This window comes from Aeromonas eucrenophila (genome assembly GCF_000819865.1).
GTDB classification, from domain to species: Bacteria; Pseudomonadota; Gammaproteobacteria; order Enterobacterales; family Aeromonadaceae; genus Aeromonas; species Aeromonas eucrenophila.
Genome location: NZ_CDDF01000001.1, coordinates 132,036 through 147,543, shown reverse-complemented (window position 1 = coordinate 147,543; position 15,508 = coordinate 132,036). Strand labels below are relative to the sequence as shown.

Genomic DNA, 15,508 nt, shown 5'->3' with positions numbered 1-15,508 from the left:
CACCCGTCAACCTGTGTCAGGCGATCAACTTGTCATCGGCAAAACCAAAGCCCCGCAGGCCCACCACGTGCACGTGTTCGTGCTTGCCCTGCACCTTGCGGATGAGCTTGTAGGTGGTGCCCTTCTCCGGGCTGATATTCTCGGGCGCCGCGATAAGCAGTTGCATGTCCTGCCGCTCGCACAGCTCGAACAGGGTGGCGATGGACTTGCCATCCAGCCGCGCCGCCTCGTCCAGGAACAACAGACGGCAGGGGGCTATGTCCTTGCCGCGCAGGCGGCGGGACTCCTCCTCCCAGCTGATCAGCACCATCAACAGGATGGCCTGACCGGTACCGATCGCCTCGCCGGTGGAGAGCGCGCCGCTCTCCGCCCGCAGCCAGCCGTCGGCGCCGCGTTGCACCTCGATCTCCAGCTCCAGGTAGTTGCGATAATCGAGCAACACATCGCCCATCACCTGATAGCTGCGTTCCCCCTGCTCCACCTGCGGGTTGAGGCGCTGGAACAGCTTGGCCATGGCCTCGGAGAAGCTGAGCTCCTTGTCGGCGAACAGATCGTTGTGCATGGCACTCTGATCGGCGAGCGCGGTCAGCAGGCGAGTGTGCGCCTCGCGGATGTTGACGTTGAGGCGCACCCCGCGCACCAGACCGAAGGCGATGTTCTGCAGGCCCTGGTTCAGCACCCGGATGCGGTTCTGCTCGCGGCGGATGATGTTGGTTATCTTGGCCGCCACCTCGTGGGAGGAGAGCGACAGGTGGGTCTCCCGCTGCTTGAGCTCATCGGCAAGCCGCGCCAGCTCGATCTCCATCTCCTCGATGGCCTCCACCGGATCGTCAGAGCGGATGATGTCGTTGCGAATGCGATCCTTCAGATAGCGATAGACCTGCACGTAGAAGGCGACCTTCTGCTCGGTATTGCGGCTGCCTTCAGACAGGCGCAGCGCATCGCGCAGGGCCTCGTCGTGGGCCACGGCGACCCGCAGGGCGCCGAGGGCCTTGTCCGACATGGAGCGCAGCTCATCGCTGTCTAAGTAAGCCAGCTCGCGCTTGTTGAGGCGCTTCTCGACGTCGGTCTCCCGCGCCAGACGCACCACCCGCGACCAGCTCGCCTTGTGGCCCACCAGGGATTTGCGGGCACCGAAGTAGTCTTTGCCTTCCAGCTTGAGACGACCACCAAGGGATTCAATCTCGCGCTTGGTCACCTGCAACTGGGCCTCGGCGCTGGTGCGACGGGAGCGGGTGCGGATGAGCAGCTCTTCGATCTCTTTCTTGTGGGCGCGGGATTTCTCTTCCATGTCGGCGGACAAGGTCAGCCCCATGGCCGCGAGCTCCTGCTCGAACTCATTCAGGGTCTGGCGCTTGGCTTCCACGCTGGAGTTGAGTGCGGTGCGCAGTTGCAGCGCCTCGGTGTGGCGCAGGGCGATCTTCTTGTGCTGCTCGGTGGCGGTGCGGGCGGCCAGCTCGGCAGCTTTGAGCTTCTCTTTCAGGCGCTCGCTCATCTCGGAGGCCTTGCCGAGCAAGTCTTGCGCATCCTGATAGGCAAAGTGCGGCAGACGAGCCACCAGCTGATCCAACGCGTAGGCGCGGCGCTTCTGCTCCGCCAGCGCTTCACTCGCCTCGTCATACGCGGCCTGCAGGGCGGCGAGATCCTGAGGGTCTTGGCGCAGCACCTGCACCTTGGCCTCCAGTTGCTCCAGCGCCTTGCCATGCTGCGCGATAAAAGCTTCGGCGGCCTTGAGGCGCTCCACATCGGCGTGAGCGGCTTCGAGGCGCGCGGCCAGATCGGCCTCGGCAAACAGGTGGGCGAAGGGCAACATGGCCTGCACCAGCTGGATGTGACGCACCAGCTGGGCGTTGGCGGCCTTGGCCTCGACCAGTTGCTTGTCGCATTCACCGATGGCCCCTTGCAACGCGCGCAGCTCGCTCTGCTTGGCCTGCACCTCGGCCTCCGGATCCGGGCGGAAGGCGATGTCCAGGTGGGCACCGATAAAGTCGCGGAAGTGGCCGTAGAGGCGATGGTACTTCTGCTGCTCGAAGGCGGCCTTGGCGTAACCCTCGATGAGGTTTTCGCGCTCAAGGTCGAGCTGTTCGATGCGTTTCTCACGTGCGGCGCGGCCAAAGATCGGCAATTCGGGATAGCGGGAGAAGCGCACCTGGCGCTTGCTGCTACGCACCAGCACGGCGTCGCCGAGCTCGTCCGCCTCCACCAGATCCTCATCAAACGAATCCGGGTTGCCCTGAATGAGGTAGATATCCTCCGGGCAATCTTCCAGTTTCTTCAGCCGCTCGATGGCGCCTTCCAGATCCAGCACCACCAGGGCGCTGCGAGCCGGGCCATAGAGCGCGGAGTAGTAAGGGGCATCGTCGATGGAGATGTCGTCATAGACATCGGAGAGCAGCACGCCCCCCACCTGCTCGGCGATGCGGGCCAGACGTGGATCCGCCTCGCCGGCCCCCAGTTGCAGGTTGCGAATTTGCAGCTCGAGGGCCTGTTTCTGGGCCTGAATGCGATTGCTCTGCTGCTCGAACTCGCGCTCCTTGTCGAGCACCGTCTGCATGCCAGCCGACAGCGCCTCGGCACTGGTGAGCGGCAATCCGCTCTGCTCGCGCAGTTGCTCGAGTTTCTCGAAAGATTTGAGCCAACGCGGGGCCAATTTGGTGAGATCGCCGATGTCGCGGCCAAGCTGGGCCCCCTGATGCTCCAGGCTGGCGCGGCGCTGATTCACCTCGCCTTGCAACTCGACCAGCTCTTCCTGGCGGCTGCGCTGCGCCTCAAGGAAAAGTTCCAGCTCATCGCTGCTGGCGATCTGCTGACCAGAGGCTTCGCTCAGCTCATCGCGCAGGCGCAGCAGGTTCTTCTGGCTCTCGCTCTCTTTTTCCAGCCGAGCCAGGGCGGCGCGCAGCCCCTGCCCTTGGGCGATTCGGGCCTTGTCTTCGATGTGGCGCTTGAGCAGGGCCTGGGCAGTGGGCCAGGCGGCCTCGCGGGCGGTCTCGGGCGCGATGCCCAGCAGCAGCGTCAGTGCGGCCTGGTGTTCGGCTACCGCGGCTTTGGCCAGGGCGAGCTGCTGCTCGGCCCCCAGCACCCGGCTGGTGAGGCTCTGCTCGGCAGCGCGGAACTGATGCAGGCTGTCGTTTGCTCTCTCGATGGTCAGATCGGGTAGCTCACACTGCTCGCGGGCATTGTCCAGCGCCTGCACCGCCTGACGGTACTGGATGGCTCGGGTCTGCTGGATGTCGAGCGCCTGCTGATAGTCGGCGAGCTGGGTCTTGAGGCTATCGACCTCCCCCTGTGCCAGCTCCTTGCGCTCTTCCACCTCCAGCAGCTGGCTGTGGATCTCTTCTGCCACCGCCTGTTGCTGCTCGAGCTTGTCACTGAGATCCGCCAGATCGGCGCGATACATGGCGATCTTCTTCTGCAGGGCAACGGCGGCCATCACCTTGGCCAGGTGCTCGGCGGCACTCTCCAGCTCGTCGGTCAACAGCTTCTCGCGGTTGGTGAGCTGATCCACCTCGTCCGCGAGATAGATGGCGCGCTGCTTCTCTTCGGCGAGCAGGCGGCGTTTGCCCACCAGCTCCTGACGGGCCTTGAGGGCCAGCTCGGAGAGGCGGTTCTTCTCGGCGGCATTGCGCACATAGTCCGCCGCCACGTAATGAGTGGTCTCGGTGATCAGGTTCTTGAACAGATCCCGCTGACCCTGGGTCTCCTTGATGGCCTCCAGGGTGCGGCGGTTCTCGTAGATGGCCGCCTCCATGTCCTGGAACGCCTTGCGCACGCCGGAGTTCTCCGGCAGCAGGTATTCACGCAGGGAGCGGCTGATGGAGGACGAAATGCCGCCGTAGAGGGAGGCTTCGATCAGCCGGTAGAACTTGCCGCGATCCTTCTGATCACGCAACTTCTTGGGCGTGATGCCGAACTCGAACATGAAGTTGTGGTAATCGGTCACCGTATTGAACTTGGCGACCTTCATGGCGCCAAGCTCGGCGGCCGCGCCCTTCAGGTCGGCGAAGGCGCGTACCCGCCCCTTGCCGCCCTCGAGCTTCTCCAGCAAGAGATCGGTCGGTGCCAGATTGGCCGGCACATCCACCAGGGCGAAGGGAGTGATGTTGACCTTGTTGTCGCGGTTCGCGACCTGCTCCAGGTGCACGCCGACCCAGATCCGCTGCTCGCGGCTGTTCATCACTTCGAGCACCGAGTAGCAGTGGCCGCGCTGCAGCTTGCCGTAGAGCCCCTTGTCACGGGACGCGCTGGAGGAGCCAGCTTCCGTGGTGTTACGGAAATGCAGCAGGGACTGATCCGGAATCAGGGCCGCGATAAAGGCCGCCATGGTGGTGGACTTGCCCGCCCCGTTGCCGCCGGAGAGCGTGGTGACCAGCTGGTCGAGATCGAAGGTGCGGGCGAAGAAGCCGTTCCAGTTGACCATGGTCAGGGATTTGAATTTGCCTCTCACGCCGCTCTCTCCTTCACATCAACGGGCTCCATCACAACTGTCGTCCCCATCGGGGCCAAAAATTTAACCTTGCTGCTCATCTTCCACCTCCAGCTCAAGCTGCTCTTCGTCCAGATCCGCCTCGATGTCGTCGAACAGGGAATCGCTGCTCGGCATCTCGTCGTCGTGGAAGATGGCTTCCCCTTCCTGGATCATCCGCAGTTGCACGGCGCGGGGATCCTCGTCGGAGCGCACGTCGGCGGCGAAGCGGAACACGGATTCGTTGACCCGGAACTTGTCGCCATTGCCGAGCGCCGTGATCATGCCCAGACGCCGCAAGCGGCGCATGGAGGTGCGGATCTTCTCCAAGAGCTTCTTCTTGTCCAGATCCGTGCCGCCGGAGCGGCTGTTGACCATGCGCAGCAGCTGCTTCTCATCGGCGAGGCTCAGCACCTCCTCCTGCAGCTCGCCCATGGCGAACACCCCTTCCGAGGCGAGCCTGTCCGGGCTCAAATAGAGGTAACAGAGCACCTTGCCCACCAGCATGTCGAGCTCGGACAGCACTGTGGTGCCGATGTCGGCGCTGGGGCGCGGGCGCAGGTAGAAGAAGCCTTCCGGCGCCTTGATGAGCTCCACCTGATAGCGGCCGTAGAAGATCTCCAGCTCGCCGTGAAACTCCACCAGGGCCGAATGTTGTTCGAAATCGTCGGCACTGATGTGGCGGCCCGAGCGCAAGGCGGTGTCGATGCGCGGAAACAAGGGATTGGCGATGGCCTCGGCCAGTCGCAGCGGCAAAGGAAATTCAGTATTGATCAATGACATAGGCCTGAACCTTGGATCCAGCTTGGTTAATGGGTTTCCATGCGGGTTGGTGGTGAAGCTCACGTTCACCACTGGCATGGCCGAGGCGCACGGCCTGATCTATCAAGAGACGCGCCACATCGAAATGGGCGTGAGCCGGGTAGTCCAGCAGGTATTCCCGCAACACGTCGGCGAGATCCAGCTGGGAGCGCTGCTCGGGGTAGCGGGCGAGGTAGCGCTCGATGCGCTCCGCCAGCTCCTGGTTGATGTCCACCATCTCCAGGTACTCCATCTCGAGGGGCACCTCGCCGGTCACCTCCTCGTCGTGGATGGCGATGGTCTCGTCCCGCAGCTCCAGCAGCCGTGGCTCTTCGGCGATGCGCAGCTGCCAGCTGTGTTGCTCGAAGTTGCGGATGGATTCCCGCAGTCGCTGGCTGAAGGCACGGTTCTTGTCCATGTCGATGGCGTTGCGGATAAATTTGTGGACGTGTCTGTCATAGCGGGACCAGAGCTCGATACACTGCTGGCCCCAGGAGGTGATGACGTCGAGCCGTCCTTGCAGGGCATGGGTCAGCTCCTCGACGTGGAACAGATCGTCCCGCCCCTGGGCGGCTTCCTGAATATTGAGCAGCCCCGCCTGCAGGCGGTGACCGGCGGCGTCCAGGGTGTCTTGCAGCTCGCGCAGGGTCTGACCGGTCTCGTGCAGCAGCTTCTCGCAGCTGTGAATGGCATCGATCCAGTTCTGGGTCAGCAGGGCCGCTATTTCGCGTTTGACCTGATTCTGCTGCTCGTCCATGGCGCGTTGGGTGAGATCGATGCGCCCGAGCGTCTCTTCGAGGGAGAAGCTGAGCCGGGGCAGCACCTCGGCGTCCCACTGCTCGCGGGTATCCAGGGTCAGCGCCGCCTTGCGGGCGGTATCGAGCTCGGCGGCCAGGTGTTCCAGCAGGATGGAGAGCTTGATGGAGTCGACCTGGCGCTGGTCCATAAAGAAGTCGACGATGCCCATGCCGAGGCGCGACAGGCGGTAGAGGCTTTCGCCGACCACCATGTCGGTATTGAACCGCGACAGCAGTTGCTGGCGAATGAGATCGTTGATGGCGTTGTTGGCGCGACCGCTCTGGGTCTCGTCCATCTGGCCGAAGGCGCTGCTCACATAGCCGAAGGCGTCGTGCAGCGCGGCTTCCGAGAGATCAGACTCATCCTCGGACAAGGTCTTGATCGCAATCAGAAAGGCCAGCCGATCGGTGGGCAGGCTCAAGGCCAGACCCTCCTGTCTGACCCATCCCACCATCTCGGGTAGGGTACGGGATGTACTCATCATGACGTTATCATCTCGTTGTTATAACCGAGGGGCCGGCACGCACCTCATGTGCGCATCGCTCCCGCTCGTTGTGTATAGGCCAGAGCCGATGGGTGCTCTGGCGGCTAAATCCCGCAAAAATGGCATCGACTGCGACGGCCAGGGTCTCAAGCGACCGGTTTTTGCGCCATCACATGGATATAGCGGCCAAGGGAGACGAAGGGCTCCTGACGGCAGTACTGCTGCTCCATGGCCAGCAGATCGTCGAACTTCTCGTGCTGATCCTGCTTGTGGCGCATGTAGTCGTGGATGACGCGCACCCCGGTCTTGCCGATGATCTTGAGGCCCCCTCGCCCGATCCAGTCGTACACCTGTTCCGGCAACTGCGGATTGGTGGGGGTCAGGGCGGTCTGGCGTTTCTTGTTCAGCCCCTGGCGCACATAGTCGAAATTGCCCACCACCAGGCTCTGGAACAACAGGCCGTGACGGTTGTAGAAAAGCAGCGACAGTATGCCCCCTGCATTGACGAAAGGGAACAGACCGAGCAGGGTCTGGCGGGGCTCGGCGAGCCACTCCAGCACGGCGTGGCAGAGCACCAGATCAAAGGTTCCGCTCAGGTGCTGTTTCAGATCCTGAATGGGGCAATGGATGAGACGAATTCTGTCTTCGAGCCCCTGTTCGGCGATCTGGGTCCGGGCCAGCGCCAGCATCTCTGCCGACAGATCGCACAGCTCCACCTGATGGCCCATGGCCGCGAGCTTCTGGGCGAAGTAGCCAAAACCGCCCCCCGCATCCAGGATCCGCAGCGGCCGGTTGCCGAGCCGGGCCAGACAGGCTTCGATGTCGCTCCACACCACGGTAGTGCGAATGCGCCCCTTGGTGGAGTCGTAAATGTTGCGGGCGAACTTGTCGGCGCGTCCGTCAAAACTCTGATCTTGCTTCAAGACAACACTCATCTTCGGCCGCCCCTGTTCGCCGCTCGCAGACTGAGCGCACACAGGGTTGGGCCACAGGAAAAAAGAGGGGTATTCTGTCACATCCCGGATCCGCTGAAAACTCAAGGACGACGACGCTGTGTTTGAGCTTAAAAAATGGCTAGGCCAGCTGCTAATGCCGCTGCCCTTCTCCCTCTCCTTATTGCTGCTGGCGCTGCTGCTGCTCTGGTTCACCCGCTTCCAGAGAACCGGCAAGCTCTTGGCCACCCTTTCTCTGGCGATCGTCGCCCTGATGGGAATGCGGCCGATAAGCTATGAGTTGGCCCGCTCCCTGGAGCAGACCTATCCGCCCTTCGAGATAAACCAGCACCCGGACATCGAGGCCATCGTCGTGCTCGGCAACGGTCATGTCAGCGATCCGGCAGTGCCCGAGCGTTCCTGGCAGAACAACATAGCGTTGGCGCGCACCCTGGAAGGAGTTCGTCTGGCCCAGGCTTACCCTGATGCCCAACTCGTCTTCTCCGGCGCCGTGGCGGGAGATCCCCTGTCCAACGCCGAGGTCAACGCCCGCATGGCGGCGAGTCTGGGCATAGACAGATCCCGGATGACGTTGTTTGAAAACAACAAAGACACCCACGACGAGGCGGTCAGCATAGCCCGCTTGCTCAAGGGCAAGCGAGTGGCGCTGGTGAGCTCGGCCACCCACTTGCCGAGGGCCATGGCGCTCTATCAGGGACAAGGACTCGATGCGGTGCCGGCCCCCACGGATTACACCGCCAAGCAGAGCCAGCAGCCACAACCTCTCTACACTTACCTGCCCAAGGGTCGTTATCTGATGTATTCCGAGGCTGCCATTCACGAATGGATTGGGGTATGGTGGGCCCGTCTGCGGGGTCAGGTTAACGAATGAGCGATCGACGATTGCATTCCTGATTTGGATCAGGAAAGCGAAAAAAAATTACGTCATTTGCCGCCGGGTCAGCTATCTTGGGCTCGGTTCAATTCATATAATGTCGCGCAATCAAATGCCTAGGAGATATACAAGATGAGACAGCACCTGGTAATGGGTAACTGGAAACTGAACGGCACCAAGGCTTCTGTAGAAGCTCTGATCAAAGGACTGACCCCGGCTGCTGCCGCGCATCCTTCGGTACAAGTCGCCGTCTGCCCGCCGGTTATCTTTTTGGGTCTGGTTGAGCAACTGACCGCAGGCACCAAGATCGCCTACGGCGCCCAGAATGCCGACCTTCACGAGTCCGGCGCCTTCACCGGTGAAAACGCCCCCTCCATGCTCAAAGCCTTCGGTTGCACCTACTCCCTGGTCGGCCACAGCGAGCGTCGTACCCTGCACGCAGAGACCGACGACGTGGTTGCCGCCAAGTACGAAGTCATCCAGAAAGCAGGCCTCGTCCCGGTACTGTGCATCGGTGAAACCCTGGCGCAGTTCGAAGCCGGCACCACCAACACCGTGGTTGAAACCCAGCTGAAAGCCGTGATCGACCGTTGTGGCATCGCCTCCTTCGAGAACGCCGTCGTTGCCTATGAGCCGGTATGGGCCATCGGTACCGGCAAGACCGCTACCCCGGAAATCGCTCAGGCCGTTCACGCCCACATCCGTCAGTACCTGGCCAGCTTCGATGGCTCAGTGGCTGCCAAGGTACAGATCCTGTACGGTGGCTCCGTGACTGGCGCGACCTCCGCCGACCTGTTCGGTCAGCCGGACATCGACGGTGGCCTGGTGGGTGGTGCGTCCCTGAAAGTGGACGACTTCTCCCAGATCATCGCTGGCGCCGCCAAGTAAGGCGCGCAAAGAGAGGGGCCTGGCCCCTCTCTTGTATATGGCGTTTCGTATATTCCTTTCCTATGGGTCCCTCTCGCTTCATAGGAAAGCCGATATAGTAAAAGTGGCTGACCCTATTTTCAGATATTGATTTTCGACAACTCAGATCCAGAGGCACTCATGACCAAGCAAATCAAACGTATTGGTGTTTTGACCAGTGGTGGTGACGCACCGGGTATGAACGCAGCCATCCGCGCCGTGGTGCGCGCCGGTCTGCATCATGGCCTGGAAGTCTACGGCATCTATGATGGCTACCTCGGTCTGCATCAGGACAGGATCGTCAAGCTCGAGCGCCACAGCGTCTCCGACGTGGTCAATCGTGGTGGCACCTTCTTGGGCTCCGCCCGTTTCCCCGCCTTCAAGGACCCGAAAGTCCGTGCCGAGGCCATCGAGAACCTGAAGAAGCACGGCATCGACGCCCTGGTGGTGATCGGCGGTGACGGCTCCTACATGGGCGCCAAGAAGCTGACCGAAGAGGGCTTCCCCTGCATCGGCCTGCCGGGCACCATCGATAACGACATCGCCGGTACCGACTTCACCATCGGTTTTGACACCGCCCTGAACGTGGTGGTTGACGCCATCGACCGTCTGCGCGACACCTGCAGCTCCCACCACCGCATCTCCGTGGTCGAGATCATGGGTCGCCACTGCGGCGATCTCGCCATGTCTGCCGCGGTGGCCGGTGGCGCCGAGTACGTGATCGTGCCGGAAGTGGCTTTTGACAAAGAGAAGCTGCTGCAACAGATCCGCGAAGGGGAAGCCAAGGGCAAGAAGCACGCCATCATCACCATCTGTGAGCACGTCACCGATGTGAACGCCCTGGCCAAAGACATCGAAGCCATGACCGGCCGTGAGACCCGCGCCACCATCCTGGGCCACATCCAGCGTGGCGGTTCACCGACCGCGCGCGATCGCATCATGTCCAGCCGCATGGGCGCCTTCGCCGTCGAGCAACTGCTGGCCGGCCAGGGTGGCCGCTGCGTCGGTATCCAGGGCAACGAGATGGTGCACCACGACATCATCGACTGTATCGAGAACCTCAAGCGCCCGTTCGATCAGGAGCTGTACGATCTCTCCACCACCCTGTTCTAAGCCCAAGCGCGCTTTACAGGATGTTGTGACAAAAACCCTCCGTTGGAGGGTTTTTTTTCCCCCTCCCAGTGACCTGCGCCTGCCTTGGGACGGATGATGGTCTCGGCGGCGACTATGTAGCAACCCAGAGTGATCACCTCCCCCCGCGACTGCAATGCAGCTGGTTTCCCTTATCCACAGATATTGTCTCTGCGGCCACCAGGCGTCGTGCAGCTAGGTGTCAGGACCTCATCAGCCCCATCGCTGCCGTTATCTCGCTCTTATTCGTTCGCCCGCTACCTTGCCTTGGCAGACACAGGCTCTGCATCGGTGTCGCCGACCGGCATATATCGCGTTATTCAGCACCGCCACCAGATAGAGGCCATGACATCTACCAGCCGAATCTGCCCAGACGCTAATCCGGACATCAAGTGTTGTCAGCCTGCTAACTGGCATTTCTGTCGTTCGACCATGCCGATAAGTGGCTGTCCAGACGAAGATTGGCTGGGAGGCCTAGATGAAAAATGGTTATGGGGATGGAATCCTTGATCAGAGCACGCCAACGCTACCCAGGCGACAGATTGCGACGTAAAAATGGCCTTTATGGGCCAGATAAGTTTCAAAAAACCAAAAAAGCCTCATATAAAGCCCATTAAATTATCAGCGCATAAAATTGTAATGCATTGATTTTAAATAAATTAAATCAAAATATCACTCTCAAAACCGCACCAAACAGGGTGACAGGCTATAAAAAACCCATAAACATTAAAAAACAAAGCTTGGAGTGGCAACATCAAACAAACCCCCATAAAAATACATTTATCATTGTTTTAACGGGCCATTGTGGTATCTTGGTCTCATCAACAGTCAGCCAAGGGAGACACAATAATGAAAGAGTTCGTTGTTACCGCCGTTTTTACCGTATTTTTCACTCTGGTGGCCGTCTCTCTGCCCTCGCTGTCCCAGCTTTGAGTCGGTTAATTCGCCAGAGCATGGCTCAGTTTGACTCTCGCCGCTCCTTTAGCGTTGGTTAATCAGGCACACAGCCTTGTTTTTGACGCACTCGAACAACATCTAATGCCAAGCTGGCATTTATAGCGAGTGTTGACGGTTTTACCGCCAACCCATCACCATGATCGTCAAGGGGAGCCTATCGCTCCCCTTGTTGCATTTCTGCTGCGGGATTTACTCTTGCTTCCCTGCCCGTCACAATGTCCGCTGGTTTCGCCATGCAGGAATTACCATGACTCAGGATGCTCTGCGCCACTGGCGCCGTGACCTTCATCGTCTGCCCGAAGCGGCCTGGTGTGAATTTCGTACCAGCTCCCTCATCGCTCACCATCTGTCTGAACTCGGTTTCTCCGTCATGCTGGGCGACAAGCTGCTGGCCAGCAATCTCATCATGGGCCGAGAGATAGATGTGCAAGCCCAGAAGGAGCGCGCCCTTCGTCAGGGGGCTCATCCCGACTGGCTGGCCCGCATCGAAGAGATAACGGGGGTGATGGGCTTGTGGGAGACGGGCCGTCCGGGCCCGACCCTGGCGCTGCGCTTCGACATCGATGCGGTGGAAGTGAATGAGAGCGAGCAGGAGCAGCATGTTCCCAGCCAGGAGGGATGGCGATCCAGCAATCCGGGCTGGATGCACGCCTGTGCCCACGACGGTCACACCGCCATCGGGCTGGTGCTGGCCGAGCGCATTGCCGCCCTGTCCGAGCGGCTCAACGGTCGCATCAAGCTGTTCTTCCAGCCCGCCGAAGAGGGCTGCCGCGGCGGCAAGGCGTTGGCGGCCGGTGGCCAGCTCGACGACGTGGATGCCCTGCTGGCGCTGCACATCGGCATTCATGCGGACAGTGGCGAGCTGGTGGTCAATCCCACCGAGTTTCTCTGCTCCACCAAATTCGATGTGGAGTTTATGGGGCGCGCCGCCCATGCGGGCCTCGAGCCCAACGCCGGCAGCAATGCGCTGGCGGCGGCCTGCATGGCCACCACCGCCATGCTCGGCATCGCGCGCCATCGCGACGGCATGACCCGCATCAACGTGGGTCAGCTCAGCGGCGGCAGCGGGCGCAACGTGATCCCGGGGCACGCCCGCCTGCAGGGTGAGACCCGCGGCGCCACCCCTGAGCTCAACGACTACATGTTTGGTCAGGTACAGCAGATAGTGGAAGGGGCCGCCCTGATGCAGGGAGCCACCTACCTCATCCGCAAGCAGGGGGAAGCCATCGGCATCGAGAACAGCCCGGCCTTGCTCGAGGAAATAGTACCGCTGGCGCAGGCGCTCAAGCTGGCGACGGTTCATACCCGCCGTTTCGGCGCCAGCGAAGACGCAGGTTTTCTCATCGAGCGGGTGCAGCGCAGCGGCGGCGAGGCAGCCTATCTGATCCTGGGCGCCAAGCTGACGGCCCCTCACCACCATCCGGAGTTCGACTTCGACGAATCCGTGCTGGCCTCCGGGGTCGCCCTGCTCGAATCCTGGCTGCTCAGTCGTCTCGCCCGCTGAGGCTAGGTAAAATACAAAAAGGCAGCCTTGAGGCTGCCTTTTTCATTGCTGCGCCAGATTGGCGCCTTCGCTTATTGCCCCAGCACGATGGCGTTGAGGTGCGCGAAGTGGTGGATCTCGTGGGTCGACTCGCACGGCGTGTCGTGGCGCTCCGGGTTGTACCAGCAGGTGGCCAACCCCTGGGCCGCGGCGCCGGCGATGTCGGTCTTGGGATTATCCCCCACCATCAGCACCCGGGCCGGGCTCGGTTGCCCCATCAGATCGAGGGCATGCAGGAAGATGGCGGCGGCCGGCTTGGTGACATGCACCTCGTCGGAGATCACCAGCGGCTCGAACCACTCGCTCCAGCCCAGCTTGTCCAGACGGCCCCGCTGGGGCAGGCTGAAGCCGTTGGTGATGATCCCCATCCGCACGCCCCTTTGCTGGAACGCCTGCAGCGTCTCGACCACCCCGTCCAGCGGCATGCTCAGGGCGATGATCTGCTGCAAGAAGGTGTCGTTCATCGCCATGGGCGCCACATCGACCTGCTCGGCAAACAACGAGAAGCGGGTCTGCTGCAGGTGGGCGGCATCGATCTCGCCGGAGTTGTATTGCTGCCACAATTTCTGGTTCAGCGCGTGGTACTCCGCCATCTTGGGCGGGGTGGGCATGACGCCGTAGATCTGCAGCGTCTGCTCCAGCGCCTTGGCGACCGGGAAATCGAGGAGCGTTTCGTCCAGATCGAACAACACCCAGTCATAACTTGGTACTTTCACGGGATCCCTTATTTATCTTGTTCATCGAGTGCATCAAGGCCGAGGGGGCTGTCAAGCAGGTCCAGCGTCAGCCTGACCCCGAAACCCGTCACCTCGCTGCTGACCACGCCGTTGCCACCCTTGTTGCGAAAACCGCTCAGATCGAGGTGCAGCCAGGGGGTCTCCTGGGGAACGAAGCGGCTGAGGAAGCGGGCGGCATCGATGTGATCCGGCGAGGCTCCCGGCGCGCACTGTAACAGGTCGGCCCACTCGCTATCGAGGTTGTCGTCGTAGTCCTCATCCAGCGGGAAGGGCCAGACCCGCTCACCGCTACGCTGACCCAGGCTTATCAGACCAAGGAGCCATTCGGGACGATTGGTGAAGGCGCCGCTGTAGCGGCTGCCAAGCGCCCGCTTGCAGGCACCGGTCAGGGTGGCGTAGTCGATCAGCAAGTCCGGCTTGTCCTGCGCCGCCATGGCGAGGGCATCCGCCAGCACCATGCGCCCCTCGGCATCGGTGTCCACCACCTCTATGGTGGTGCCGTTGACCGCGGTCACCACCTCGCCGGGTCGATAGGCCCTTGGACCAATGTGGTTCTCGGCGATGGCGAGCCAGCAGTGCACCTCAATGGGCAACTTGGCTCTGCTTATCGCAAGGAGGGTGCCCAGCGCCACGGCGCTGCCCCCCATGTCCAGGTGCATGCCATACATGCTGCCGCCGACTTTGAGGTTATAACCGCCGGAATCGTGGCAGATCCCCTTGCCCACCAGGGCGATGCGGCGTGCAGGCTTGGCCGGGCAATAGCTGAGTTTGACGATGGCGGCCTGGTTATCCTCAGATCCACTGGCCACCGCCAGGAAGGCGCCGGCGCCGAGCTTGGCGAGCGCGGCCTCGTCATGCTCCTGCCACTGCCAACCCTCCTCTTGGGCAAGCTGCCGTGCACAGGCGCGATAGCTGCGAGCCGTCAGATCGGACGCCGGCAGCACGGCGAGGTGGCGCGCCAAGCCATTGCCCTCCGCCTCGGCCAGGATCCGGGTCAGGTCCAGCCGACAGGACGGGGAGATTGTCAGTCGCTGGTAGCAAACCGGCGTCTCGGCTTGCTGCTTGTGATGGGGCAACGGCACATTGGCCGCGAGCAGGGTGGCGAGTACCAGCTCTGCCAGACGTGCTCGGGTGTCGTCGTCGAACCCGGCCAGATGCAGCGCCAGGGTCTCTACCTTGAGGCCAGCCAAGGGGGCGACCCAGGTGCGAACCTGCTTGTAGAGCCGATGATCCTGGCTCGCCGCGGGATCCACGAAGATCACCAGTTGCAGGCCCTGGGCGTCGGCCAACCGGTACGGCGCCTTCTGACCCAGGGCTAGCTGGGCCGCAACGCCGGCAAAGGCGGGCTCTGCCAGGCGCTGGCTACGCTCGGTGTCGGCTATCAGCAGCAGCCTGACGGGCACCTGGCTTGCCATGACCTCAGTCAGGCTGGCGTCTTCAATCTCTATCTTGGGAGGGTGATAACGAAAGGGTTGCAGCATAAGGAGAGGCCTCATCCATGAACAGAAGCCAAGATGATACCGAACAAATGCCAGGAACGCCCAGTGTCTTGAAATTAATGTGCAAGATCAGGGAGATAAACAGGATTGGCTCAATACGAGGGAAAACTGGGGGGATCGAGAAAAAAGTTGGTTGCGGGGGCCAGATTTGAACTGACGACCTTCGGGTTATGAGCCCGACGAGCTACCGAGCTGCTCCACCCCGCGTCCGAATTGTTGCCTGTTGCCAGGACTTTTCACCACAAGCCTGCCGAGCAGTAGCAGCTTGTGTCTTCGCAGCATCGCAGCGGCAGATGCCGTGCCATGCACACAAATAGTTGGTTGCGGGGGCCAGATTTGAACTGACGACCTTCGGGTTATGAG

10 protein-coding genes and 1 tRNA gene are annotated in these 15,508 nt (G+C 61.5%); 4 read left to right on the top strand and 7 right to left on the bottom strand.

Going from position 1 to position 15,508, the window contains the following annotated elements:
* Window positions 1-16: 16 nt before the first annotated feature.
* The 4 genes from mukB to cmoM all read right to left on the bottom strand — a co-directional run bounded on the left by mukB (window position 17) and on the right by cmoM (window position 7,468).
* Window positions 17-4,444 carry a chromosome partition protein MukB gene (gene mukB, locus BN1124_RS00565; protein WP_082041382.1) on the bottom strand — a complete coding sequence of 1,476 codons (4,428 nt, stop codon included), beginning with the start codon at window positions 4,442-4,444 and terminating at the stop codon, window positions 17-19.
* A gap of 63 nt (window positions 4,445-4,507) precedes the next feature.
* Window positions 4,508-5,245: a chromosome partition protein MukE gene (mukE, locus tag BN1124_RS00560; protein WP_042638131.1), complete on the bottom strand. Its 738-nt coding sequence runs from the start codon at window positions 5,243-5,245 to the stop codon at window positions 4,508-4,510.
* Complete coding sequence (gene mukF / locus BN1124_RS00555; RefSeq protein ID WP_042638129.1) at window positions 5,226-6,545, bottom strand: chromosome partition protein MukF; 1,320 nt, start codon at window positions 6,543-6,545, stop codon at window positions 5,226-5,228. Before mukF ends, mukE begins: the two co-directional genes overlap by 20 nt.
* Window positions 6,546-6,691: 146 nt before the next feature.
* Window positions 6,692-7,468 (bottom strand): tRNA uridine 5-oxyacetic acid(34) methyltransferase CmoM, encoded by a 777-nt coding sequence (gene cmoM, locus BN1124_RS00550; RefSeq protein WP_042638127.1) that lies wholly within the window; start codon window positions 7,466-7,468, stop codon window positions 6,692-6,694.
* Between the two features lie 130 nt (window positions 7,469-7,598).
* Here cmoM and elyC point away from each other — a divergent pair, with 130 nt between their 5' ends.
* The 4 genes from elyC to BN1124_RS00530 all read left to right on the top strand — a co-directional run bounded on the left by elyC (window position 7,599) and on the right by BN1124_RS00530 (window position 12,870).
* Window positions 7,599-8,369: an envelope biogenesis factor ElyC gene (elyC, locus tag BN1124_RS00545; RefSeq protein ID WP_042638125.1), complete on the top strand. Its 771-nt coding sequence runs from the start codon at window positions 7,599-7,601 to the stop codon at window positions 8,367-8,369.
* A 135-nt stretch (window positions 8,370-8,504) separates the two neighbouring features.
* Window positions 8,505-9,260 (top strand): triose-phosphate isomerase, encoded by a 756-nt coding sequence (gene tpiA / locus BN1124_RS00540; protein ID WP_042638123.1) that lies wholly within the window; start codon window positions 8,505-8,507, stop codon window positions 9,258-9,260.
* Between the two features lie 159 nt (window positions 9,261-9,419).
* Window positions 9,420-10,391, top strand: a complete 972-nt coding sequence (gene pfkA, locus BN1124_RS00535; RefSeq protein ID WP_042638119.1) for a 6-phosphofructokinase — start codon at window positions 9,420-9,422, stop codon at window positions 10,389-10,391.
* Between the two features lie 1,222 nt (window positions 10,392-11,613).
* A complete protein-coding gene (locus BN1124_RS00530; protein WP_042638117.1) occupies window positions 11,614-12,870 on the top strand; it encodes an amidohydrolase in 1,257 nt (418 codons plus the stop codon).
* A 71-nt stretch (window positions 12,871-12,941) separates the two neighbouring features.
* On the opposite strand, the gene yjjG is transcribed toward BN1124_RS00530, so the two are convergent.
* From yjjG to BN1124_RS00515, 3 genes are all read right to left on the bottom strand, one after another.
* A complete protein-coding gene (gene yjjG, locus BN1124_RS00525) occupies window positions 12,942-13,625 on the bottom strand; it encodes a pyrimidine 5'-nucleotidase (RefSeq protein WP_042638115.1) in 684 nt (227 codons plus the stop codon).
* 8 nt (window positions 13,626-13,633) lie between these two features.
* Window positions 13,634-15,127, bottom strand: coding sequence for a M17 family metallopeptidase (locus BN1124_RS00520; RefSeq protein ID WP_042638113.1), 1,494 nt, complete (start codon window positions 15,125-15,127; stop codon window positions 13,634-13,636).
* Window positions 15,128-15,275: 148 nt separating this feature from the next.
* Window positions 15,276-15,352 (bottom strand) — tRNA-Met (locus BN1124_RS00515).
* Window positions 15,353-15,508: the final 156 nt, after the last annotated feature.